The sequence below is a fragment of the Rhodococcus sp. I2R genome, assembly GCF_020889545.1.
Classification (GTDB): domain Bacteria; phylum Actinomycetota; class Actinomycetes; order Mycobacteriales; family Mycobacteriaceae; genus Rhodococcoides.
The window spans coordinates 240,563-264,622 of record NZ_JAHUTG010000001.1; the positions used below are offsets into that span (position 1 = coordinate 240,563).

General features: G+C 64.7%; 20 protein-coding genes. All 20 read right to left on the reverse strand.

Features of this window, described 5'->3' with window-relative positions; translation table 11 throughout:
- Nucleotides 1-42: 42 nt before the first annotated feature.
- The gene (locus KVY23_RS01115) at nt 43-870 is read right to left on the reverse strand and encodes a CPBP family intramembrane glutamic endopeptidase (protein WP_230554968.1); all 828 of its coding nucleotides are present in this window, start codon (nt 868-870) and stop codon (nt 43-45) included.
- Nucleotides 867-1,952 carry an amidohydrolase family protein gene (locus KVY23_RS01120; protein ID WP_075840127.1) on the reverse strand — a complete coding sequence of 362 codons (1,086 nt, stop codon included), beginning with the start codon at nt 1,950-1,952 and terminating at the stop codon, nt 867-869. Before KVY23_RS01120 ends, KVY23_RS01115 begins: the two co-directional genes overlap by 4 nt.
- 8 nt (nt 1,953-1,960) lie before the next feature.
- Nucleotides 1,961-3,517: a signal recognition particle protein gene (ffh, locus tag KVY23_RS01125; RefSeq protein ID WP_075840233.1), complete on the reverse strand. Its 1,557-nt coding sequence runs from the start codon at nt 3,515-3,517 to the stop codon at nt 1,961-1,963.
- Nucleotides 3,518-3,644: 127 nt separating this feature from the next.
- Nucleotides 3,645-4,454, reverse strand: coding sequence for a M23 family metallopeptidase (locus KVY23_RS01130; protein ID WP_269417338.1), 810 nt, complete (start codon nt 4,452-4,454; stop codon nt 3,645-3,647).
- A 198-nt stretch (nt 4,455-4,652) separates the two neighbouring features.
- Nucleotides 4,653-7,298, reverse strand: coding sequence for a [protein-PII] uridylyltransferase (locus KVY23_RS01135; RefSeq protein WP_230554970.1), 2,646 nt, complete (start codon nt 7,296-7,298; stop codon nt 4,653-4,655).
- The gene (locus KVY23_RS01140; RefSeq protein ID WP_075840128.1) at nt 7,288-7,626 is read right to left on the reverse strand and encodes a P-II family nitrogen regulator; all 339 of its coding nucleotides are present in this window, start codon (nt 7,624-7,626) and stop codon (nt 7,288-7,290) included. Before KVY23_RS01140 ends, KVY23_RS01135 begins: the two co-directional genes overlap by 11 nt.
- 74 nt (nt 7,627-7,700) lie before the next feature.
- Nucleotides 7,701-8,990 (reverse strand): ammonium transporter, encoded by a 1,290-nt coding sequence (locus KVY23_RS01145; protein ID WP_187346805.1) that lies wholly within the window; start codon nt 8,988-8,990, stop codon nt 7,701-7,703.
- Nucleotides 8,991-9,223: 233 nt separating this feature from the next.
- A complete protein-coding gene (gene ftsY / locus KVY23_RS01150) occupies nt 9,224-10,540 on the reverse strand; it encodes a signal recognition particle-docking protein FtsY (RefSeq protein ID WP_371829745.1) in 1,317 nt (438 codons plus the stop codon).
- A gap of 81 nt (nt 10,541-10,621) precedes the next feature.
- Nucleotides 10,622-14,254: a chromosome segregation protein SMC gene (gene smc, locus KVY23_RS01155; RefSeq protein WP_230554972.1), complete on the reverse strand. Its 3,633-nt coding sequence runs from the start codon at nt 14,252-14,254 to the stop codon at nt 10,622-10,624.
- Between the two features lie 50 nt (nt 14,255-14,304).
- Complete coding sequence (locus KVY23_RS01160) at nt 14,305-14,580, reverse strand: acylphosphatase (RefSeq protein WP_075840131.1); 276 nt, start codon at nt 14,578-14,580, stop codon at nt 14,305-14,307.
- On the reverse strand, nt 14,577-15,488 hold the full coding sequence (locus KVY23_RS01165) for an SMP-30/gluconolactonase/LRE family protein (RefSeq protein WP_230554973.1): 912 nt from the start codon (nt 15,486-15,488) through the stop codon (nt 14,577-14,579). The genes KVY23_RS01160 and KVY23_RS01165 overlap by 4 nt, the downstream gene beginning before the upstream one ends.
- A 1-nt stretch (nt 15,489) precedes the next feature.
- A complete protein-coding gene (locus tag KVY23_RS01170) occupies nt 15,490-15,936 on the reverse strand; it encodes an OsmC family protein (RefSeq protein ID WP_230554974.1) in 447 nt (148 codons plus the stop codon).
- Between the two features lie 37 nt (nt 15,937-15,973).
- Nucleotides 15,974-16,840 carry a bifunctional DNA-formamidopyrimidine glycosylase/DNA-(apurinic or apyrimidinic site) lyase gene (mutM, locus tag KVY23_RS01175; RefSeq protein WP_230554975.1) on the reverse strand — a complete coding sequence of 289 codons (867 nt, stop codon included), beginning with the start codon at nt 16,838-16,840 and terminating at the stop codon, nt 15,974-15,976.
- Nucleotides 16,833-17,606 carry a ribonuclease III gene (gene rnc / locus KVY23_RS01180; protein WP_230554976.1) on the reverse strand — a complete coding sequence of 258 codons (774 nt, stop codon included), beginning with the start codon at nt 17,604-17,606 and terminating at the stop codon, nt 16,833-16,835. Before rnc ends, mutM begins: the two co-directional genes overlap by 8 nt.
- Before the next feature lie 31 nt (nt 17,607-17,637).
- Nucleotides 17,638-17,820: a 50S ribosomal protein L32 gene (gene rpmF / locus KVY23_RS01185; RefSeq protein ID WP_075840136.1), complete on the reverse strand. Its 183-nt coding sequence runs from the start codon at nt 17,818-17,820 to the stop codon at nt 17,638-17,640.
- Nucleotides 17,821-17,822: 2 nt separating this feature from the next.
- Complete coding sequence (locus tag KVY23_RS01190) at nt 17,823-18,467, reverse strand: DUF177 domain-containing protein (RefSeq protein ID WP_187346795.1); 645 nt, start codon at nt 18,465-18,467, stop codon at nt 17,823-17,825.
- 82 nt (nt 18,468-18,549) lie between these two features.
- The gene (locus tag KVY23_RS01195; RefSeq protein WP_230555044.1) at nt 18,550-19,317 is read right to left on the reverse strand and encodes a DivIVA domain-containing protein; all 768 of its coding nucleotides are present in this window, start codon (nt 19,315-19,317) and stop codon (nt 18,550-18,552) included.
- 120 nt (nt 19,318-19,437) lie between these two features.
- Entirely contained in the window at nt 19,438-19,926 is a 489-nt protein-coding gene (gene coaD, locus KVY23_RS01200) for a pantetheine-phosphate adenylyltransferase (protein ID WP_230554978.1), read from the reverse strand.
- A gap of 39 nt (nt 19,927-19,965) precedes the next feature.
- Nucleotides 19,966-20,538: a 16S rRNA (guanine(966)-N(2))-methyltransferase RsmD gene (rsmD, locus tag KVY23_RS01205; RefSeq protein ID WP_230554979.1), complete on the reverse strand. Its 573-nt coding sequence runs from the start codon at nt 20,536-20,538 to the stop codon at nt 19,966-19,968.
- Nucleotides 20,539-20,562: 24 nt separating this feature from the next.
- Nucleotides 20,563-23,970, reverse strand: a complete 3,408-nt coding sequence (locus KVY23_RS01210) for a pyruvate carboxylase (RefSeq protein ID WP_230554980.1) — start codon at nt 23,968-23,970, stop codon at nt 20,563-20,565.
- Nucleotides 23,971-24,060 lie beyond the last annotated feature (90 nt).

Genomic DNA, 24,060 nt, shown 5'->3' on the forward strand with positions numbered 1-24,060 from the left:
AGACGAAGCCGCAGAGCAGTTAATCGCCCGCTCGCAATCCGCTCAGGCAACGGTGAGGATTGCCAGCGCCGGGAGCGTGTTGTTCACCGAATGCGCGATGGCCGAGGCAGCCACCGACCCCGACCTCATCCGAGCGATTCCGATCGCGAGACCGCCCCATATCAGAATCACGAGCCGCCAGCTTTCGCGATGCCACAGCGCGAACAGGACTGCGGTGACGATGAGTACGACCCACCGGTTGCCGAGCCAAGCGAATCGGACTGGCGCGACTCTGCGTTCGAGCGCCCCCCACACCATGCCTCGGAACATCACTTCCTCGCAGAACGGTGCGCCCATCCAGATCCACAGAACGAGTACGACTTTCCACGGCATCGGGATGTCGAACAGTTCACTCAGTGGCGCTTGATCCGCGAGATCGCTGTTCGCCAGCACCACCAGGGCCAGCACGATCCCTCCCCCCAGTGCCGCAGCGCCCCAAGCGAATCCGGATCTGAGTTGTCCACCGAACTCCGACAGTGATGTCGGAAAACCGAAATCGACGATCGGCCCGTTTCCGCGGTAGGTGCTGACCACGAATGCCAGGGACATGGCGGCGACGCTCGGCACCATGATCGCGAACACGAACACGGCGGGAGCGTCGGTGTCGACGACGAACGGCAGCACGAGAAATCCTGCGAGATTGACCAGCAGGACTGCTGCAGCGGCAGGTATCCCCCACCGCTGACCGGGACGACGGCGGGCCGCAGCTTGCTCGGCTCGCCAATATGATTGCGAAAGACCATGATCCTGGTGGTGCACGGGGTTCATCGGCGGCATTGCGGCCCAACTAGGCAGAGCCTCATCCGGCTCGAAGTCCGATGATGCGTTCACACCGCCCTCGGTATCGGCCTACCGCGCAGTACGACGATGTCGGGCGCCGACAGCACATCCGGGCCGCCGCGAGGATCCGTCGAGTAAACGAGCAGATCCGCGGGCGCGTCGTGCTCGAGTCCCGGCCAGCCGAGCCACGTCCTGGCCGTCCAACTCGCCGCACCCAACGCCTCGGTGCGCGTCATCCCTGTGCCGACGAGAGCCTCGACCTCGTCCGCGATGCGGCCGTGCCGAATCGAACCGCCTGCGTCCGTTCCCGCGAAGATCGGCACACCGGCATCGTGCGCCCTGCCGATCGTCTCCCCGACGCGACTGTGCAGAGCGCGCATATGCCGCGCATAGACCGGATACTTCGTTGCCGACGCGGCGATGTCGGGGAAGGTCTCGATGTTGACGAGCGTCGGCACCAAAGCGGTACCGTTCTCGACCATCATCTGGACTGTGTCGTCGGTGAGGCCGGTCCCGTGCTCGATGCAGTCGATGCCTGCCCCGATGAGCCCCGGCAGCGCATCCTCCCCGAAGACGTGGGCGGTGACACGGGCCCCCTCGGCGTGTGCCGCGTCGATTGCGTCCTTCAAGATGCGTTCGTCCCACAGCGGAGCAAGGTCACCGACGGACCGGTCGATCCAGTCTCCGACGAGCTTGACCCATCCGTCTCCGAGGCGCGCCTGCTGGGCCACGGCTTCCGGGAGCTGCGAGTCGTCCTCGATGTCGATTGCCAGGCCCGGGATGTAGCGTTTCGGGGACGCGATGTGTCTGCCTGCCCGGATGATGCGCGGCAAATCCGCGTAGTCGTCGAGCTCGCGTGTATCGATGGGCGAACCGGCATCGCGTAGCAGCAGCGCTCCGACGTCGCGTTCGGTTCTCGCCTGCTCGATGGCTCCGGGTAGATCCTCGTGTCCACCGCCGTACCGGATTCCGACGTGACAGTGCGCGTCGACCAGCCCGGGCAGAACCCAACCGTCCTCGCACAGGGTGGTCGCGCCGAGGATGGGATCGAGAGAGATCTTCCCGTCATGGATCCACAGCTCGATCGGATCCTCACCGGGAAGCCGCCGACCTCGGATCCGGAACGCGGACACCAGCAGCCCTATTTCTTGGGCAACTTCAGCTGCGACAGGTCGATTCCCTCGAGACCCGGAGGAATCTGGTCGAGTCCCTTCGGCATACCCGACAGGTCGGGCATGCCAGCGGGCATACCTCCCGGCATGCCTGGGAATCCACCGCGGATCTTGGGCTGGGTCGGCCCACGGCCACCCTTCTTCCCCTTCTTGCCCTTCTTGCTGCGAACCTGCTTGCGCGCGCCCGGCATTCCCATTCGGCCCGCCATCGCGGACATCATCTTCCGAGCCTCGAAGAATCGGTCCACCAACTGATTGACGTCGGACACTTTCACACCCGACCCGTTGGCGATACGCAGTCGGCGTGAGGCGTTGATGATCTTGGGATCGTTGCGTTCCTGCGGAGTCATGCCTCGGATGATGGCCTGCACCCGATCCAACTGCTTCTCGTCTACGTTGGCGAGTTCCTTCATCTGTCCGGCACCGGGGAGCATGCCGAGCAGATTGCCGATCGGACCCATCTTCCGGACTGCCATCATCTGTTCGAGGAAGTCGTCGAGGGTGAGCTGACCGGATCCGATCTTGTTGGCTGTGGCCTCGGCTTGTTCGGCGTCGAAGTGCTGCTCGGCCTGCTCGATGAGGCTCAGCACGTCACCCATACCGAGGATGCGACTGGCCATCCGGTCGGGGTGGAAGACATCGAAGTCCTCGAGTTTTTCGCCGGTCGAGGCGAACATGATCGGAGCGCCGGTGACCTCACGCACGCTCAGCGCGGCACCACCGCGGGCGTCACCGTCCAGCTTGGTGAGGACGACGCCGGTGAAACCGACTCCGTCACGGAACGCCTGTGCCGTGCTGACGGCGTCCTGGCCGACCATGGCGTCGAGGACGAACAGTGTTTCGTCTGGGTCGACCGCGTCACGGATGCCCGCGGCCTGCTCCATCAGTTCGGTGTCGATACCGAGACGACCAGCGGTGTCGACGACGACAACGTCGTACTGCTTGCTTCGCGCCTCGTCCAGTCCGGCCCGTGCGACCTCGATGGGATCGGCTGCCGTGACGCCGAGTGCGTTGTCTCCGCCGCCGATCGAGGTCCCGGGGTGCGGTGCGAACACTGCAGCACCCGCTCGCTCGCCGACGATCTGCAGCTGACTGACCGCGCCGGGACGCTGTAGGTCACACGCCACCAGAAGCGGTGTGTGCCCCTGGTCCTTGAGCCATTTCGCGAGCTTGCCGGCCAGCGTCGTCTTGCCCGAGCCCTGCAGTCCGGCGAGCATGATGACGGTAGGAGGGTTCTTCGCGAAAGTCAGGCGACGCGTTTCACCGCCGAGGATGCCGACCAGTTCTTCGTTGACGATCTTGACGACCTGTTGGGCCGGGTTGAGCGCGGCCGAGACCTCGGCGCCCTTGGCCCGTGTCTTGATGCGGGTGATGAACTCGCGCACCACGGGCAGGGCGACGTCCGCTTCGAGGAGCGCAAGTCTGATCTCACGTGCCGTCGCGTCGATGTCGGCACCGGAGAGACGCCCCTTGCCACGCAGGTCCTTGAGGGTCCCGGTCAACCTGTCGGAAAGGGATTCGAACACCGATTGCACTCCTGAGCCGATAGAAAGAAAGAGCCTGTTGGTCGAGCGATACGTGGCTCCAGACTAGCGCTCGCCGCGATCAGGCGTGGACAGCGCGTGCACCGGGCGGTGGCTCGGCCCGGTGTGGTCAGGCGTTGCGCGCGGAATCGTTCCAGGTCACCGCTACTCCTCGTGTCGCCAGCCAGGCAGCTGGATCGACCTTCACTCCGGACGGGTCGTGGACCTCGAAGTGCAGGTGTGGCCCGGTGGAATGCCCGCGATTACCGACAGTGGCGATACGTTGCCCCGCGGAAACGGTTTCCCCCTCCGTGACGGAAAACGTGTCGACGTGCCCGTACACAGTTTCGGTCCCGTCGACGTGACGGACCTTGACCCACAGACCGAACCCGGTGGCCGGACCCGCAGCGGTAACCACCCCGTCTGCAGCCGCGAGCACGGGCGTGCCGATGGGCGCCGCGATGTCGGTCCCGCTGTGGTGAGTACCCCACCGCTGTCCGAAGGAGGACGTCAGCGTTCCCGAGACCGGTTGCACCGCACGCAGCCCGATCGGCTGCATATCCTGCTCTCCGACCTGGGGCAGACCGAAGTCCGGTAGCTCGGGAAGCGTGGGCCACGGTGGGAGATCGAGATTCTCCGGCAATACGAGGCCATCCGGCACCTCGAAGTGCGGCATTTCGAAGCCCGCGGGTATCAGGTGTTCGGGGATGCCGAACGGGGTGCTCGCGGCGGGCGCCTCGGGCGCGGGAAGAGGCGCTGCGGTCGCAGTGCCGGTTCCGAGCGACGTCGCGCCGGCGACGATGGCTCCGGTGGCCACCACCACGGTGGCTGTCTTCAAGCCCGAGTCCTTCGTATCCTCCTTCGCTCGATGACGCCCGCGCGGGGTGTCGGTTTCTGCGTCGGCTGGAACGTAGATGTTCGACCGGCGGTGGGCTCCCACAGTCAGTACCTCGTCAATTCTCACGAACGGTGAAGACGAACCGTCGCGGCCGTTTTACGGATGGATTCGCTCTGGCTCAGGTGTCGTCGCTGTGGGGATCAAGGTAACAAAACGACATCGTTTCGAATGACAGTGGCCCAATCTTGATGACACTTCACAGTCGTCGGTTCGTTCTCACCCGCTGAAACCGTTCGGCGACTAGGTTCCTTCCGGCTTCTCCGGCGGCTTGGGCGGTTCAGGCGCGGGCACCACATCGAGCAGTGCACGTTCGATTTCCTCCCTGGTGGCACGACTGTCGGAGCCGGTCAGGTCGATACAGAAGGCGTCGACGACGGAGGTTCCCAGCGTCGCGACCCTCGCCCACCGGATGTCCGCACCGATGGCTTCCAAGGCGGTGGCCAACCGACACAACAATCCGAGTCGGTCCTCCGCCCGTAGCTCGAGCACCACCTGTCCCGGATCGGTTCCGTCGAACCACAGCACCCGGGGAGGCGCCAGTGCATACGTGACAGGAACCGAAGGCTCGCCCGCCTCCTCGTCGGCTTTGCCGTCCCTCGAGCTCTCGCTGCGGGAAGCGGCGTCGAACGGAGACTCGTCGAGAGGCGTCTCGTCGACAGGCGCAGGACGCGAGCTCTTCTCCTTGGCGTCCAACATCGCGACGAGATTCAGTTCGCCGGCTCGCGCCCTGATGATCTCCTGTCTCAGCAAACCGGCTTGCGGCGGCGTTCCGAACAGAGGCGCCACCACGAACGAGTTCACCGCAGAACCGTCGTGACTGCCGAGAGAGGCCGACAGCACGCGAAGCGACTGCAGTGCCAGCACACCGGCAGCATCGGAAAGCAGGCCACGGGTGTCCGGTGCAACCACCGTGACGACGTAGGTGTGAGACCCGTTGGTCTGCTGCAGATCCACGTGCACGCCGCCCTTCTCGGCGAGTGCGATGTGGGCGGGGTCCAGTGGGTCCGGGACGGGCAGGTTGTCCCCTGCCATCACCATGCGGCACCGGCGGACGAGTTCCCGGATGAGCGAGGCCTTCCAGTCGCCCCACACCCCCGGCCCCGTCGCGAGCGAGTCCGCCTCGGCGAGGGCGTGCAGCAACTCCAGCAGCACGGTGTCGGCACCGAGTGCCTTCACCACCGTCTCCACCGTGACCGGATCGTCGAGATCACGTCGTGTCGCGGTGTCCGGTAGCAGCAGGTGATAGCGGACCATCGAACTGAGAAGAGCGACGTCGGACGGCCACAGTCCTAGCCTGTTTCCTATCTGAGTTGCCAACTCTGCGCCGACGACACTGTGATCCCCGCCGCGACCTTTACCGATGTCGTGCACGAGGGCACCGAGAACGAGCAGGTCCGGCCGCGCCACGCGCGTCGTGAGGGCACTCGCGTAGGCGGCCGTTTCCACCAGGTGTCGGTCCACCGTCCACGTGTGGACTGCGTCCCGAGGCGGTAGGTCGCGAACGGCCCCCCACTCGGGCATGAGTCGACCCCACAGTCCGGTGCGGTCGAGCGCCTCGATGGCGGCTATCGCCCGACGTCCAGAACCCAACAGCACCAGCAGGTCGTTGAGTGCCTCCTTCGGCCACGGTTCGCGTAGCTCGGGCGCACTGTCGGACAAACGGTTGAGCGTCGACGCCGACATCGGCATACCTGTCTGAGCCGAAGCTGCGGCAACCCGCATGATCAGACCGGGATCCTTGTTCGGCCGAGCGTCACGAGCGAGCACCACTTCGCCACCGTGCTCGACGACGCCCTCGTCCAGAGGTCGACGAACGGGTGCTCGACGGAGTCTCGAAAGACCGCGGCGGGGCAACGAGTTGCCCGCCGTTCGCAATCCGACGTCGACGGAATAGCTGATCGTGCGCGCCGAGTCGCTGAGCACACGAGCCAGGTCGAATCGGTCACCGATCCGCAAGGCTGCACCGATTTCGTCTGCATCCTGCGCGCGGAGCTGGTCACGGGCACGCCCTGCTACCCGATGCAGTTCGGTACGTACATCGAGCAGACGGCCGTGCGCAAACGCGAGACCACCACCGGGCGATTCGGGGCCGAGCCCGGGCATCCCGTCGGTCAGCTGGGCGATGGAGAGCGCGTCGAGCAGTTGGACATCGCGCAGCCCTCCTCGTCCGCTCTTGAGGTCGGGTTCGGCGCGATGGGCGATCTCGCCGCTGCGGGCCCACCTCGATCGGGTCTGTGCGATGAGATCGTCGAAACGCGACCTGATGCTGGTACGCCACTCACGGCGAACTCCGCCGATCAGGAGGTTGCTCAGCTCGACGTCACCCGCGATGTGACGAGCCTCGAGCATTCCCAGAGCGGCCGTGAGATCGGTGGATGCGACGTGAAGTGCCTGTGGGACCGTGCGGACGCTGTGATCGAGCTTGATGTGCGCGTCCCAGAGGGGGTACCAGAGTGCGTCGGCGACGCTTGCGACGATCTCGGAGTCCATGTCGTCGTGCAACAGGATCAGGTCGAGATCCGAGTACGGAAGCAACTCACGTCTCGCCAGCCCGCCCACAGCAACGATAGCGAATCCCGAGTCGGGCTTGATGCCGAGTTCGGCGCCCTTGGTAGTGAGCCAGAATTCGTGCAAGTCGACAAGTGCCCTGCGAAGCGAGGGCGCGTCGAGTCGGCGGTTGCGTGCACCACCGTCGAGCAACTGCTTCCTGGCACGTGCCAGGTCGGCTGCGGCATCGTTGTTCTTCGCGCCGGAGCCCATGGTGTTTCGAGATGTCGAGTTCGAGCCCATGTTCTTGGTGCCCTTCGAGGCCGAAGGCCCCGATCCTCCAGCTTTTGCTGAAGAATCGGGGCCGCCTGCGCCCGACCCGTGTGGGTCAGAGTGCATCTGCGCCGCGTTCTCCGGTACGAACTCGGATGACCGAGTCGACCGGCGAAACCCAGACCTTGCCGTCACCGATCTTGCCGGTTCGCGCGGCCTCGACGATTACCTCGACGACCTTTTCCACTGCCGCGTCGTCGACGACGACCTCGACTCGAACCTTGGGTACGAAATCTACGGAGTACTCGGCGCCGCGGTAGACCTCCGTGTGCCCCTTCTGTCGTCCGTATCCCTGAACCTCACTGACCGTCATGCCAAGCACGCCGGCCTGTTCGAGGGCCGTCTTGACGTCCTCCAACGTGAACGGTTTGACGATTGCCGTGATCAGCTTCATATCTTGCTTCCCTTCGCCTGCTCTGGAGTGCCCGATTGCGTTCAGAGCGATCCCTCGCCCCTATCTTTACCCTGTCAGGCGAAGTCGTACGCAGTCTCCGCGTGCTCGGCTTCGTCGATGCCGTTGGCCTCTTCCTCGTCCGATACGCGCCATCCGAGCGGCTTGAGTGCCAGCGCGATTACGACGGTGACAATCGCGGTGAAGATCAGCGCGAACAGTGCGATGACGATCTGAACGACCAACTGCTTGTAGTCGCCACCGTAGAACAACCCGGTCTCGGAGCCGAGGAAGCCGATGGCAATTGTGCCCCACAGGCCGGCTACGAGGTGCACGCCGACCACGTCGAGCGAGTCGTCGTATCCGAACTTGAACTTGAGCCCGACCGCGAGTGCGGACAGGACACCGGCGATGACACCGAGAATCATCGAACCAACCGGAGTGAGCGAACCTGCAGCCGGGGTGATGGCGACAAGTCCGGCGACGATTCCGGAAGCGGCTCCGAGGCTGGTGGCGTGCCCGTCGCGAATGCGCTCTGTGATCAGCCAGCCTGCGATTGCGGCGGCAGTGGCGGCCGTGGTGTTGACCCAGGCGAGGCCCGCAGCACCGTCGGCCGCGAACGCCGAACCCGCGTTGAAGCCGAACCAGCCGAACCAGAGCAGTGCTGCGCCGAGCATGACGAACGGAAGGTTGTGCGGCCGGAATGCCACCTTGCCGAAGCCTGCGCGTTTGCCGATGATCACGGCCAGGACGAGTGCGGCGATACCTGCGTTGATATGCACGACGGTGCCACCGGCGAAGTCGATGGGTGCGACCGAGGCAACCAGCCCGCCATCACCATCGTCAGTCGTGCCGAAGATCTTCGCGGCCAGACCGTCCTCGGAACCGGAGAGCAGACCGCCACCCCAGACCATGTGAGCCAGTGGGAAGTACGCCAGCGTGACCCAGATGCCGGCGAACACCAGCCAGGTTCCGTACTTGACGCGACCGGCGAGCGAACCGGAAATGAGTGCGACTGTGATGATCGCGAACGTGACCTGGAAAGCGACATCGATGACATTGGCGTAGCCGAAGGCTCCGGCAATGAAGTTGCCGTCCGCGTCGGTGATCGTGTCCTTCAGACCGAAGAACTCGAAGGGATTGGCGAACAGTCCACCGATGTCCTCGGTGCCGTACGACATCGACCATCCCCACAGGACATAGATGATGGACACAACCATCATTGCCCCGAACGACATCATCATCATGTTCAGGACGGACTTCTGCTGCGACATACCGCCGTAGAAGAACGCCAGGCCTGGCGTCATCAGCAATACCAGCGATGCTGCCATCAGCATCCACGCGGCGTTGCCGGAGTTGGCCAACATATCCTCGGGACTCACGTACACCCTCCATTCTCCTGCGCACCGGTTGTTGCGCCGTGAACAAAGGGTCGTGTCACAAAGTTTCAGCCATGACACTCAGGTGTTTCGCCCGTGTGAACGCATTACCCGAAACTGTTGCGAGCAGGTTTCGTCCAGGCATTTCGCCTTTTTGCCGGCTTCGTTTCAAGCCCATGGAAGCTGTGTCCGGTATGTCCAGACCGACGATTTTTCGGTACTCAGCCGAGCAAAGCATCCACGAAAGCACCCGGCTCGAAGGGCGCCAAATCGTCCGCTCCTTCACCGAGACCGACCAGCTTGACCGGAACACCGAGCTCGCGCTGAACCTGGAAAACGATGCCACCCTTGGCGGTGCCGTCCAGCTTGGTGAGCACGACTCCGGTGATGTCGACGACCTCGGCGAAAACGCGTGCCTGGGTCAAGCCGTTCTGGCCCACCGTCGCGTCGAGAACGAGCAACACGTCGTCCACGCGGGCTCGCTTCTCGATGACGCGCTTGACTTTGCCGAGCTCGTCCATCAGTCCCGACTTGGTGTGCAACCTGCCCGCTGTGTCCACCAGGACGACGTCGACACCCTGTTCGATCCCCTTGGTGACCGCGTCGTATGCCACAGCCGCCGGATCAGCGTTCTCCTTGCCGCGCACCACGTCGGCTCCGACGCGCTCTCCCCATGTCTGGAGCTGGTCTGCGGCCGCAGCTCGGAAGGTGTCCGCGGCGCCCAGCAGCACACGGCGACCGTCGGCGACGAGCACGCGCGCCAGTTTGCCGGTGGTGGTCGTCTTACCGGTGCCGTTGACGCCGACGACCAGCAACACCGCGGGAGTCCCCTCGTGCGGAAGCGCCTTGATGGAACGATCGAACTCCGGGTGCAGTTGATCGACCAGTATTTCGCGCAGCAGCGCTCGCGCGTCGGCCTCGGTGCGCACACTTCTGGCCGCCATCTGCTCGCGCAGTGTCGTCATGATCTCCGCAGTCGTGGACGAGCCGAGGTCGGCAATCAGGAGAGTGTCCTCGACCTCCTCCCAGGAGTCCTCGTCCAAGTCGCCGCCGCCGAGCAGGCCGAGCAGGCTCTTGCCCACCGCCGACTGCGAGCGCGACAGTCGACCCCGCAAGCGATCGAGCCGACCGTCGGTGGGCTCGATCTCGTCCAGCACGGGCGCCGTGGATACCGGCTCCGGTGCAGGCTCCGGTATCGGCGCGGGTGCAGGTTCCGGTTCAGGTGTCGGCTCGGGTTCCGGAGCCGGAACCGGTATCGCCGGGGGCGCCGGCGTCGGTTCGGGCTCGGGCGTCGGTTCGGGCGTCGGACGGGGCTTGGGAGCGAGCTCGGGCTCTACCGTTGCGGCACCCTGACTGAAGGAGAATCCCCCTCCTGCCTTGTAGCCGCCGGAACGATCCTTGAGTCCCTCTTCGATTCTGTCCGTCTCGGGCGCCTTCAGTGACACGCGTCGACGACGGAGGAGAACGAACCCGGCGACGAGTACGACGACGAGCACGGCCAGAACGGCCGCAAGGATGATCCAGGCTTGGGTACTCACGAGATCCATCCTGTCAGGACCGCCCGCAGCCCCCGCGGTCACCCTGGCCGGACCGGGCGAGCACCCGTCGGCATCGACATCTCAGTCCTCGACGGTCGCGCTACCGATGGTCTCGACCCGGTTTCGGTCGCGGTCGAGGCGCTGCGAGATGACGGTCGTGATGCCGTCGCCACGCATCGACACACCGTAAAGCGCGTCGGCGACCTCCATGGTCGGCTTCTGGTGGGTGATCACGATCAGCTGCGATTTTTCGCGTAGCTGTTCGAAAAGCCCGATCAGCCGCCTGAGGTTTGTATCGTCCAGGGCCGCCTCGACCTCGTCCATGACGTAGAACGGAGAGGGGCGAGCACGAAAGATTGCGACGAGCATCGCCACCGCGGTCAGTGACTTCTCGCCACCCGAGAGCAAGGACAGGCGCTTGACTTTCTTGCCCGGCGGCCGTGCTTCGACCTCGATACCGGTGGTCAACATGTCGCCGGGGTCGGTGAGTATCAGCCGACCTTCGCCGCCGGGGAAGAGCTTGGCGAAGACCTGGGTGAATTCACGCTCGACGTCGAGCCAGGCTTCGGTGAAGACCTGCAGGATTCGTTCGTCCACATCGGCGACGACCTCGAGCAGATCCTTGCGGGCGGATTTCACATCTTCGAGCTGAGTCGAGAGAAAGTTGTATCGCTCCTCGAGCGCCGCGAATTCCTCCAGCGCGAGCGGGTTGACCTTGCCCAGCGTCGCGAGATCTCGTTCGGCCCGTTTCGCTCGCTTTTCCTGGGTGGATCGATCGAACGGCATGGGTGCGGGGGCGATCACCTGTTCGCCGCGCTCCTTGGCAGCTTCGTACTCCGACATTTCAAGTTCGCTCGGCGGCAATGCGATATCGGGACCGTATTCGGCGATCAAGTCGTCGAGACCGATACCGTGCTGCTCGAGAATCGTCGTTTCGAGCTGCTCTATCCGCAGCGCAGCCTGAGCCCGCGCGACCTCGTCGCGGTGAACGGCGTCGGTGATCGAGGCCAGCTGCGCGGCAAGTGCCCTGACCTGCTCTTTCACCCGATCGAGTTCAGCGTTGGTGTTCGAACGCTGTTCGGAGAGTTCATCGCGACGGGCGGCAGCGGCCGACACGACCGAGGCCAACCGCACCGCGATGCGCTCGCCTGCCGATACGACCGATTCGGCGACTGCTGCTGCGTGCCGACGCGCGACCATCTCACGTTCGGCTCTGACACGCGCCTCGCGCTCGGCTCGGGCAGCTCGTCGAAGCGAATCGGCGCGGCCACGAAGTGCGTGTGCACGCTCCTCCGCAGTGCGCACGTTCAGCCGCGCCTCCACCTCGACCGAACGCACCTCCGCCAGCGCGGCAGCGGCGCTCTCGCGGGCGAGAGTCGAGTCCTCAGGGTCCGAGGCGCCGCCGGACCCTGATTGTTCGTCCTCGGCCAATCTCAACCGTTCCTGTAGATCGGCGAGAGCGGCGAGAGCTTCTTCTCGTCCGTGCTCGGCCGCGGTGCGTTGCTCGCTCAGTCGGCTCGATTCGGCGTGCGCCGAGCGCGCCAGTTGCCCCAAGCGTCCCAACTGCTCGTACACCGCCGACATGGCGGCGTCGGATTCGTTGAGCGCGGCCAGCGCTTGTTCGGCGGATTCGCGGCGATCGTGCTGCTCGGCGAGAGCACCGGACAACGCTGCTTCCAACTCCGAGGCTCGGCGCTCGGCAGCGGCTAGTTCGACGGTGGAGGTATCGATCGCAGCCTGCACCTCGAGAGTGCTCGGTCGACGGTCGGACCCGCCGGACAACCACCCCGCGTCGACGTAGTCGCCGGCTGTGGTGACCGCCCGCACGCCCGGGGTCGATCGAACGAGCGACTGCGCGTCGTCGAGCGAGTCGACGATGACGATGTCGCCCAACAGGGCATGCATCGAAGCTGACAGAGACTGCGGAAACTCCACCACGTCGACGGCCCAGCGGGCCCTCTCCGGGAGCACGACCGTCCGCGATCGCACAGCCGCCTCATCGCCTGAATCGTCGAACACGATCGCCGCTCGGCCACCGTCGGCGTCGCGGAGCGCACGCACTGCTTGGCGGGCACTGGCGAACGACTCGGCGTGTGCAGCGTCCGCTGCAGGCCCCATGGCCACGGCTACGGCAACGTCGAAGCCGACGGCCACAGTAATCTGCTCGGCAACCAACCCGGACACCCCGGCGACGTTGTTCTCCAGAAGCCAACCCGCCCCGTCCTTGCGCTCGAGGCCCATCGTCAACGCTTCGATGCGCGCCTGGAACGAAGCCACCTTCTTGCCCGCGACCCGCTCCTCGCTCTGCAGTTCGCTCACGCGCGCATCCGCACTGCGCAGCGCCGCCACCGCGCGTTCGTAATGTGTGTCGAGGCTCAGTTCGCTCGCATCCAAGCCCGAGATCTGGTCCTGGACGCTCTCGAATTCCGCCTGCGCGACGTCACCGCGCTCCCGTGCTTCCTCGATCGCGACGGACAACCGCGCAACTTCCGCGTCCACGGACTCGACCTTGGTTCGGTACGTGTCGACCTGGCCGGAGAGGCGCGCAAACCCCTCACGGCGATCGGCCACAGCTCGCACAGCCGCCATGTGGGCGCGCTCCGCTTCCGCGGCCGCAGCCTCCCGCTCGACCAACTTCTCACGCGCCACCTCGAGGGTTTCGCGTGCCATCTCTACCGCCTCGACGAGTTCCGCTTCCTCCTCGGCGACGCGCTCGGCTTGCTGTTCCAGCTCATCGGGGTCCTGGCCACGGCCACCGGACGGCGCTGTGTCGAGGTGACGCGCCCGTTCCCTACCGATTCGTACGGTCGCGTTGACGCGTTCGGCGAGCGCGGACAGCGCAAACCAGGTCTGCGCTGCCGCCTCGGCACTCGGCGTCAGCCTTGCCACGGAGTGTTCCAGCTCCCCGAGAGCGACGTTTCCGGCCGCCAACGCATCCTGCACAGCGGCGTACTGTTCGCGCGCGGCAGCCTCGTCCTGCGTCTGGCTGGCGAACTCCTCGCGCCGTGTGACCAAATCGTCGGCAGCGAGACGGAGTCGGGCGTCGCGAAGATCTGCCTGCACGGTTTGCGCACGTCGCGCCACCTCTGCCTGCCTGCCGAGCGGTTTGAGTTGGCGCCGCAGTTCGGTGGTGAGATCGGTCAACCGCGCCAGGTTGGCCTGCATCGCATCGAGTTTGCGTACCGCCTTCTCCTTGCGCTTCCGATGCTTGAGGACACCCGCAGCTTCCTCGATGAAGGCACGTCGATCCTCCGGACGCGATTCGAGGATGGCTGCGAGCCTCCCCTGCCCGACGATGACGTGCATCTCACGACCGATGCCTGAATCGCTGAGCAACTCCTGTACATCCATGAGCCGACACGAGCTGCCGTTGATCTCGTACTCTCCGGCACCGTCGCGGAACATCCGACGAGTGATCGACACCTCGCTGTAGTCGATCGGCAGCGCGCCGTCCGAGTTGTCGATCGTCAACGTCACCTCGGCCCGTCCGAGGGGGGCACGGCCCGACGTCCCCGCGAAAATGACGTCTTCCATTTTTCCGCCACGCAGCGCTTTCGCGCCCTGCTCCCCCATAACCCAGGTGAGGGCGTCGACGACGTTCGACTTGCCCGAGCCGTTCGGCCCGACGACGCAGGTGATACCTGGCTCGAATCGAAGAGTCGTCGCCGATGCAAAGGACTTGAAGCCCTTCAGCGTCAGACTCTTGAGATGCATGGCCGTTCAGAGTACCGGGTGTACGGCCGCGTACTGCGCGCACACTCGCTTCAACGCTCGACGAATCCGGAGAGTCCGCCGCGTGGACGATCCCAACTCTCGACGACGAGCGTCACCGAACCCGGCGTGGTTCCTCCGCGCAACAATTCCAACAGCTTTTCGAGCCGGTCCCTGGCGCCTTCGGCGACTACCAGCACACGCCCGTCGGGGTGATTGGTGGCCGATCCTAGAAGGCCGAGTTCCAATGCGCGAGAACGTGTCCACCATCGAAAGCCGACACCCTGCACCTGCCCGTGGACCCAGGCCGTCAAACGCTCGTCTGTCATGGCGGGCTCAACTTCCGCACGGTGCCGTCGAAGCTGGTGGCGTACAGCGACTCGCGATCCCATCCGATGCCGCCGAATGCGACGGAGGTGGTCAAGGGCATCCCGGTGCCGATCACGCACCAGGAAGCGGATTCGGGATCGATGCGAAGTACGCGGCCCGCCAGGTTCTGCGAGAGGTAGATCTGGCCGTCCGCTCCGACAGTCATGTCGTCCGAGGCGGTGACAGGACCGAATCCGTCCACCGGAATCCTGCGAGCGGGGCCGTCGAGGTCACGCACATCGAGCACCGATATCTCGAGTTCGGGCTCGAAAGTATTGGCGACGTACAAGGTTTCGCCGTCGATCGCGATGCCGTTCGCAGTTCCGAGATCGTTGCGTATCACCGATGGCTCATGTGGGGCCTCGGCACCCACCGACGTGAGACCCGTTGCGCTACCGAGGTTTCGAGTCGCAAATAGTTCACCGCTCGCTGCCCGCGCAAGACCGTTGGGCATCACCAAGCCGCGCGCGTAGGTGGACCGAACACCGGACACGAGATCGAGAGCGTCGACGGTTCCATCAGGAGTGCCGAAAAGCCCTGCAGCAGTGCCGTTTCCCGTTGTGAAGTACATCGTGTCACCGTCGACGACGATGCCGCCCGGCGAGGACACGTCCGCAACCGCGACTGTTCGTGCGGTGTCGGGCGTCATCCGCGCGATAGCGCCCGGTCCGAGAGGCGAGGTCTGCGAGAGATACATCGATCCACTGTCGTCGAACGCGATGTTCTCGAGCATCCCGAATCCCGACGCGACGGTGGTCACACTCCATGGGACACAACTCGGCGTCGCCGACGCACTCGGCACACCCACGAGTAGCCCCGGGGGCACTGCTGCAGTCACGACGGTCGCGAGGACCGACCAGACCCTCACCTCAGCCGTCCACGGCAATGTCGAGGCCGACCTTGGTTCCTGCCTTCAAGGTGCGCCCCACGGTGCACACCTTGTCGACTGCGCGTTCGACGACAGTGAGAAGCCGTTCTTGCGCGTCCGCATCGAGCTCGCTCAAGTCGATTCTCAACACCTCGGCGAGTGCAGGGTAGAGCTCGTTCTCACGATCCGCCGCTCCGGAGACCTCGATGGTGGCGTCGTAGTTGTCCCCGAGCCGACGCGAGAGCGGAAGGTCCGAGCTCATCCCTGTGCAGGCCGCGAGCGCGATCTTGAGCAATTCCCCGGGAGTGAAGACGCCGTCGACCGACTCGGATCCGATGAGTACTTCGGCTCCGCGTGAACTCTTGCCGATGTAGCGGCGGGTTCCGGTGCGTTCCACCCAGAGCTTCGTCGAAGGGCTCTGGTCAGTCGGGGTGCTCTCGTCGGTCATGATCGGATTCTAGAGACTCGCGTGTTCGGGCAATGGGTCAGGATCGGGATATTCGAGGTCGAGGTTGGCACCTGGGGCAGCTGTACGAGGACCGGTTCATGAATTTCTCCCGCCGGATGGGGCTGCCGCAACGCGAACACGGCAGGCCCTCCTGCCCGTAGGCGTCGAGCGACCGGTCGAAGTAGCCGGATTCTCCGTTGACGTTGACGTACAGCGCGTCGAACGACGTGCCACCCTGCGCCAGGGCCTCGCCCATGACGGCATGCACTGCCGTCAACAGCCGACGAAGTGCCGGCCTCGAGAGCGTCTCAGCGATGCGATTGCCGTGAATCTTCGCGCGCCAGAGAGCTTCGTCGGCGTAGATGTTGCCGACCCCGGACAACACCGTCTGATCGAGTAGAGCTCGCTTGATCTCGGTGTGCTTGGCGCGCAGCATGTTCACCACCGTCTCGGCGTCGAACAGCGGGTCGACTGGATCGCGTGCGATGTGGGCTACGGGCTCCGGCACCGACTCACCGTCGACGGTGAGCAACGGCGCTAGGGCCCACCCCCCGAACGTCCGCTGATCGACGAAACGCAGGTCCGCGCCGTTGTCCAACCGCGCACGGATGCGTAGATGCTTCTCGTCCGGCACGGTCGGCGGCTGCACCAGCATCTGACCGCTCATCCCAAGATGGACCACGATGGCACGGTCACGAGATTCGAGCGGGAGCCACAGATATTTTCCGCGCCGCTGGGCCGCCGCGATGGTGCAACCACGTAGCTGCCCTTCGAGGTCTTTGCCACCGGCGATGTGTCGCCGCACGGCCCGAGGATGAAGCACCTCGACGGACTCGATCGTGGTTCCGACGATGTGCGACTCGAGACCCAGGCGAACCACCTCGACTTCGGGAAGCTCAGGCATCCACGCTGCCGGTAGGCGAGAGCGCATTCCAGGCGGTACTCGCGGCCTTTTGCTCGGCTTCCTTCTTCGACCGACCGATCCCCACGCCCAGAGCACGTCCGCTGACCACCACGGTCGCGGTGAACTCCTTGTCGTGGTCCGGCCCGGTGGACGAGATCTCGTATGCGGGCACGCCGAGCGACTTCACTGCCGTCAGTTCTTGCAGGCTCGTCTTCCAGTCCAAGCCCGCCCCCAGACGCGGAGCGCGGTCCAGCAGATCGTCGAACAAGGCGAGCACGACGTGGCGAGCGGTGTCGATCCCGTGCTGCAGATGGATCGCGCCCAGCAGCGACTCCATACCGTCGGCCAGGATGCTCGGCTTATCGCGTCCCCCGGTCTGCTCCTCGCCCTTACCCAGGAGCAGATGCCTACCTAGTCCGCCCTCACCGAGTCCGCGCGCCACTTCGGCCAGGGCGTGCATGTTGACCACACTTGCGCGGATCTTCGCGAGCTCGCCCTCCGACTTGGTCGGGTGTACTACGTAGAGGCGTTCGGTGATGGTGAGCCCGAGAACAGAATCGCCCAGAAATTCCAGACGCTCGTTGGTGGGAAGTCCGCCCCGCTCGTACGCGTAGGAGCGATGCGTCAGCGCCAGGGTGAGGAGCGGATCCTCCAGCTCAACGCCGAGAGCGGCGAGGAGCGACGTTCTGTCGTCCCCGCCGCTGTCGGCTGCACTGCTGTTTTTTGCACTGCTGTATTTGGAAGCAGGAGTGCTCTTGTTCGTCACTGTGTGTCCGCTACCGGAACTGATCGGAAGATCAGACTGCAGCAGTGACCTGACGGCCCTTGTAGGTGCCGCACGAGGGGCACGCAATGTGGGGCAGCGTCTTCTCGCCGCAGCCACGGTTGGGGCACGTTACGAGAGTGGGCGCAGTGGTTTTCCACTGTGCACGCCGCGACCTCGTGTTGGAACGCGACATTTTGCGCTTCGGGACAGCCACTTCTACTTCTCCTCGGCTTCGTTGTTCACAAGTTTGTTGCTCGGTTCTGATTCCACGCCAAATTTGGCTGCAAGACCAGCCCAGCGAGGATCCAGTATGTCATGACCATGGCCGGATTCGGCAATCGCCAGGCGAACGCCACATTCGGGGCACAATCCCTCGCAGTCTTCACGGCACAGAGGGTGGAGCGGGAGCTCCAGTCCGACGGCGTCCACGAGGACTGGTTCGAGGTCGATGCAATCGTCGACGATACGGTGAATCTCGTCCTCGTCGGTGGTCTCTTCCGTGACGCTCGCGGGGTAGGCGAACAGCTCGGTGAGATACACATCCACCGCTCCGCTCACCGGCTCGAGACACCGCGTGCACTCCCCCGACGTGGCGGCCTGCACGCTGCCGGTCACCAGCACGCCCTCCGAAACCGCTTCGAGTCGAAGATCGAGTTCCACGGGCGAGCCGGTTTCGATTCCGATCGCGTCGAGACCTATACGCGAAGGTGCCGCCACCGTCCGCTGGACCTGCTTCATCGAACCGGGCCGACGGCCCAGGGTGTCGATGTACAGAACGAAACCCGTTTCCGACTCGGGACGGGGGGTACTGCGACGGGTAGACACAACTGTTCTTTCTGCTCGATGACGAAATGCGATCATGGTCGAACCCTGAAGGTTCTTGCCAAGGTCAACCACTCAACGATACGCATCCGCGCATATGTGAGCAAATCCCTGTCGGCGGCTATCGACGGAAGCGACCCGCGTCCTCGCCCGATTCGGATCCGTAGTCGGGCACGCCCGAACCGGTTCTGAGCTGCTGACGCCCACGCCCCACAGATCGAATCGTGCCCGACAGAAACTCCTCGAACTCCGCGAGCTTGGTGTCGACGTAGACGTCGCACTCACCTCGCATGCGATCCGATTCCGCGTGCGCGGCGTCGATGACCCGGGCAGACTCCGCGCGTGCAGCCTGAACCACCTCGGTCTGCGCGACCAGCCTGGCCTGCTCCTCGACACCATCTGCAATCGACCGGTCGTAGGACGTTTGTCCGGCTTCGACCATACGATCGGCTTCGCTCCGAGCTCTCGTGGTCAATGCCTCGTACTCCAGCCGACCCGCTTCCACCGCTCGTTCGGCGGAATCGGTTGCGTCGTCGACGAGCTGATCGGCGTGCGCCTTCGCCTCCGCCACCATGCGGTCGGCTTGCGCCTTCGCATCGGCCAGGATTCGGTCGGCGGAGTCGCGCGCATTCTCTACGGTGTCCTGCGCCTCGGCATTCGCGGAGGTGACGGTCTTGTCGGCAGTCGCCCTGGCGTCACCGACCAGTTTGTCCCTGTGGTCGAGCACATCCTGTGCGTCGTCCAGCTCGCCCGGGATCGAATCTCGGACGTCGTCCAGCAGTTCCAGTACGTCGCCACGAGGTACGACGCAGCCCGCTGTCATCGGGACACCGCGCGCCTCCTCGACAATGGCAACGAGCTCGTCGAGAGCCTCGAATACGCGGTACACCGGTAACCCCAATCGTCGAACCTACGAAGTAATGCTGGCTTACCCAGTTTGCCTGGTGATCGGCGTCCGTGCGTGACCGGCGGACCTCGGTGTGTCGCTGCATGCGACACACCTGGCCGACTACTCGGCCTTGCGTTCTGCGATCCGCGCGAGCAGGCGCCCGTGAACGCATGCGGGAACCATGTCTTCGACATCGCCTCCGAACGTCGCGACCTCCTTCACCAGCGAGCTCGACAGGAAGCTGTACGTCGGGTTCGCCGGTACGAAGAGCGTGTCGACGCCGGAGAGCTTCTGGTTCATCTGAGCCATCTGCAACTCGTAGTCGAAGTCGTTCGCCCCCCGCAAACCTTTGACGATGGCGGCAAAGCCCACCTGCTTCGCATAGTCCACGAGCAGACCGTGCCACGAGGAGATGCGAACGTTGGGCAGATGGGACGTTGCCTCGCCCAGCATGTCGATTCGCTCGTCCACGGTGAACAGCCCGCGCTTGCTCTTGTTGATCATCACCGTGACGATGATCTCGTCGAACTGCGCTGCCGCCCTGCTGATGACGTCGAGATGACCTCTGGTCACGGGGTCGAAGGATCCAGGACAGAGTGCTCCAGTCATGGCTGCACGCTATCACCGGCACCCGTCCGTTCGGGCCGGTCAGATATCGGTATTCTGCGACACGAGCTCGGCGATCTCGATTCGGGTCTCGCCGTATTTCTTGACCTTTGCCGGCGTCAGACCTTCGGGCCACACCGTTTCCGGCGATCGGGCCGACCGTTCCAGGACAACGACCGCATCCGGTGCCAGCCAGCCACCCGAAACCAATGCCGTCAGCATCTGGTGCACCGCCAACTCCGTCACCGCGTACGGCGGATCGGCGAGTACGAGGTCGTACTCGGTCTCCGCCGCACCCGCCAACACCGCTGCCACCGGAGCGCACCGCACCGACGCCCCGGGCACACCGACCGTCGCAACGTTCTCTCGCGCCACCGCAGCCGCTCGCGCGTCGGATTCGACGAGTAGCACCGACGCCGCTCCCCGCGAAAGCGCCTCCAGACCAAGCGCTCCCGAGCCCGCGTACAGGTCGAGCACTGCTGTACCGTCCAGGTCCAACCGAGCCTGTAGCGCACTGAACACCGCCTCGCGGACACGTTCGGATGTCGGACGTGTGCCGCGAGGCGGAACCTTCAGCTTTCGGCCTCCCGCGATACCGGCGACGATGCGTGTCATTTACGCAATTTTACTCATCGCCGCTCAGGACTGGTTCTCGGTCGATTCGCCGCCAATCACCACGAGCAGGTCACCGCCCTCGACCTGCTGGACCGCGCCGATGGCGAGGCGCGAGATCGTGCCACCCTTGGGTGCGGTGATCGCAGCTTCCATCTTCATCGCCTCGATCGTCGCAACGACGTCTCCGGCCGCAACCTTGTCGCCTTCGGCCACCGACAGCGTGACGACGCCGGCGAACGGTGCCGGCAGGTGCCCGGGGTTCGTGCGATCGGCTTTCTCCACTGTCGGTGCTTCATTGGCGATCGATCGATCTCGGACCGATACCGGCCGGAGCTGGCCGTTGAGAATGCACATCACCGTACGCATTCCGCGCTCGTCGGCGTCGGAGATCGCCTCCAACCCGATCAGCAGCTCGACCCCCTTCTCGAGCTTGACTCGGTGCTCGTCGCCCTGGCGCAGACCGTAGAAGAACTGATTGGCCGAGAGCCGGGAAGTATCGCCGTACTTCTCTCGGTGTTCTGCCAGTTCCGCGGTGGGTCCCGGAAACAGTAGGCGGTTGAGCGCATCTCGACGTTGCGACGATGTTCCGTCGAGCGCTTTCTCGTCGTCCGAGGACAGCTCCGCTTCCGGTTTGGCCTCGCCGCGTCCCTCCAGGGCCCTGGTGCGAAGTGGCTCCGGCCATCCGCCCGCCGGAGTGCCCAGTTCGCCCCGCAGGAAGCCGATGACCGAATCGGGGATGTCGAACTTGGCTGGATTCTCTGCGAACTCCTCGGCGGACGCTCCGGCACCCACCAGCGAGAGCGCCAGATCGCCGACTACCTTCGACGAGGGAGTCACCTTCACCAAGCGCCCCAGCATCCGGTCTGCTGCAGCGTAGTTCGCCTCGACGGTCTCGAATTGGTCCTCCAGACCCAACGCGATCGCCTGTTGGCGCAGATTGGACAGCTGCCCGCCGGGAATCTCGTGCGTGTAAACCCGGCCGGTTGGAGCTGGGATACCGGATTCGAACGGCGCGTAGACCTTTCGCATCGCCTCCCAGTACGGTTCGAGATCGCAGACAGCCTGCAGATCGAGGCCGGTGTCCCGCTCGGTGTGCGCCGCGGCGGCGACGATAGCCGAGAGCGCGGGCTGGCTCGTCGTGCCCGCCATCGGCGCGCTCGCACCGTCGACGGCGTCGGCGCCGGCCTCCCACGCCGCAAGGTACGTCGCCAACTGACCACCCGGAGTGTCGTGCGTGTGCACGTGCACCGGGAGATCGAAGTTGCTTCGCAGTGCCGTCACCAGCGTTTTCGCAGCCGGAGCGCGAAGCAGACCAGCCATGTCCTTGATCGCCAGCACATGTGCGCCCGCGTCGACGATCTGCTCGGCGAGCCCGAGGTAGTAATCGAGGGTGTACAGCTTCTCGTTCGGATTGCTCAGGTCCCCGGTGTAGCTCATCGCGACCTCGGCGATCGCAGTACCCGTTTCCCGAACCGCGTCGATCGCGGGGCGCATCTGATCGACATTGTTGAGGGCGTCGAAGATGCGAAATATGTCGATACCCGTGTCGGTCGCCTCGGCGACGAAACTGCGGGTGACCTTCTCCGGGTAAGGGGTGTAGCCGACGGTGTTGCGGCCTCGGAGCAGCATCTGCAACGCGACGTTCGGTACGGCTTCACGGAGCGCGGCAAGGCGTTCCCACGGATCCTCGTGCAGGAACCGCAGAGCCACATCGTATGTCGCGCCGCCCCACGCCTCGATCGACAGCAACTCGGGCGTCGTCCGTGCCACGTAGGGTGCGACCATCAGTAGACCGGAAGTGCGAACGCGGGTGGCCAGCAACGATTGATGCGCGTCGCGGAAAGTCGTGTCGGTGACCGCGAGGGCCTTCTGATTGCGGAGATCGCGGGCGAACCCTTCCGGGCCGAGCGCGAGAAGACGTTGACGACTGCCGTCGGGAATCGGCGCAGAGAAGTCGACGGGAGGTAGCTTGTCCTGCGGGTACACCGTGGACGGGCGTTCCCCGTGCGGCTTGTTCACCGTGACATCGGCCAAGTAGGTCAGAATCTTGGTGCCGCGGTCTCCAGAGCTCCGTGACGTCAGCAGCTCAGGGCGTTCCTCGATGAACGAGGTCGTCACCCGTCCCTGCGTGAAGTCCGGATCGACAAGAACCGCCTGTAGGAACGGAATATTGGTGGCCACGCCCCGAATACGGAACTCGGCGACGGCTCGGCGTGCGCGCGCGACAGCAGTGTCGAAATCACGTCCGCGGCAGGTCAACTTCACCAGCATCGAGTCGAAGTAGGCACCCACCTCCGCGCCGAGCGTCGTGCCGCCGTCGAGACGAACACCCGCACCGCCCGGGGTTCGGTAGGCGGTGATCCGGCCGGTGTCGGGCCGGAATCCGTTGGCCGGGTCCTCGGTGGTGATGCGACACTGCAGCGCCGCACCCCGAAGCACGATGTTGTCCTGGCTCAACCCCAGATCTGCCAACGTTTCGCCCGAGGCGATTCGCAGCTGCGACTGAACCAGGTCGACATCGGTAACCTCCTCGGTAACCGTGTGCTCGACCTGGATGCGCGGATTCATCTCGATGAAGACGTGGTTGCCTCGCGTGTCGAGGAGGAACTCGACGGTACCCGCGCACGAGTAGCCGATCTCCTTCGCGAAGGCGACAGCGTCGGCGCAGATCTTCTCCCGCACGCCCTCCGGAAGATTCGGCGCCGGAGCGAGCTCGATCACCTTCTGGTGGCGACGCTGGACCGAGCAGTCACGCTCGAACAGGTGCACCACATTGCCCTGCCCATCGGCCAGGATCTGCACCTCGATGTGCCGCGGGTCGATTACGGCCTGCTCCAGGAAGACCGTCGAGTCGCCGAACGCGGACTCGGCCTCACGCGCAGCCGCTTCGATCGACTCACGCAATTGCGCGGGTTCGGCGACACGGCGCATACCGCGGCCGCCGCCACCGGCAACCGCTTTGACGAACAACGGAAACGTCATCGACTCGGACGCGGCCACCAGTTCTTCGATATCGCTCGACGGCTCCGACGAAGCCAGCACCGGCAGACCGGCACGTTTGGCCGCCGCGATCGCGCGCGCTTTGTTTCCTGTCAGCTGCAGAACATCGGCGGACGGACCGACGAACGTGACACCGGCCTCGGCGCACGCGGCCGCCAGCTCCGGATTCTCCGACAGGAAGCCGTACCCGGGATAGACCGCGTCGGCCCCCGACCGCTTCGCCGCAGCGACGATCTCCGCGACAGAAAGGTATGCCCGCACGGGGTGGCCCTTCTCGCCGATCTCGTAGGCCTCGTCGGCCTTGGTCCGATGGACAGAGTTGCGGTCCTCGAACGGAAAGACGGCCACGGTTGCGGCGCCCAACTCGTATGAGGCGCGGAACGCGCGGATGGCGATCTCACCGCGATTGGCAACCAACACTTTGGAAAACATTCGCCAAACCTACCGCCGAACGGGTTGCTCGTTGCGGTCACTGTCCCGAAATGTGAGACTCAACGACCGAATTCTTGTTCTGAAACGGTT

What these genes read in the sequence shown, in the direction of transcription:
- KVY23_RS01135 (WP_230554970.1), bottom strand. Translation starts at nt 7,298, where the DNA reads ATGCACTCTGACCCACACGGGTCGGGCGCAGGCGGCCCCGATTCTTCA.
- rsmD (WP_230554979.1), bottom strand. Translation starts at nt 20,538, where the DNA reads ATGACACGCATCGTCGCCGGTATCGCGGGAGGCCGAAAGCTGAAGGTT.
- KVY23_RS01210 (WP_230554980.1), bottom strand. Translation starts at nt 23,970, where the DNA reads ATGTTTTCCAAAGTGTTGGTTGCCAATCGCGGTGAGATCGCCATCCGC.
- mutM (WP_230554975.1), bottom strand. Translation starts at nt 16,840, where the DNA reads ATGCCTGAGCTTCCCGAAGTCGAGGTGGTTCGCCTGGGTCTCGAGTCG.
- smc (WP_230554972.1), bottom strand. Translation starts at nt 14,254, where the DNA reads ATGCATCTCAAGAGTCTGACGCTGAAGGGCTTCAAGTCCTTTGCATCG.
- KVY23_RS01145 (WP_187346805.1), bottom strand. Translation starts at nt 8,990, where the DNA reads ATGTTGGCCAACTCCGGCAACGCCGCGTGGATGCTGATGGCAGCATCG.
- KVY23_RS01190 (WP_187346795.1), bottom strand. Translation starts at nt 18,467, where the DNA reads ATGATCGCATTTCGTCATCGAGCAGAAAGAACAGTTGTGTCTACCCGT.
- KVY23_RS01140 (WP_075840128.1), bottom strand. Translation starts at nt 7,626, where the DNA reads ATGAAGCTGATCACGGCAATCGTCAAACCGTTCACGTTGGAGGACGTC.
- KVY23_RS01170 (WP_230554974.1), bottom strand. Translation starts at nt 15,936, where the DNA reads ATGACCGACGAGAGCACCCCGACTGACCAGAGCCCTTCGACGAAGCTC.
- coaD (WP_230554978.1), bottom strand. Translation starts at nt 19,926, where the DNA reads ATGACTGGAGCACTCTGTCCTGGATCCTTCGACCCCGTGACCAGAGGT.
- KVY23_RS01160 (WP_075840131.1), bottom strand. Translation starts at nt 14,580, where the DNA reads ATGACAGACGAGCGTTTGACGGCCTGGGTCCACGGGCAGGTGCAGGGT.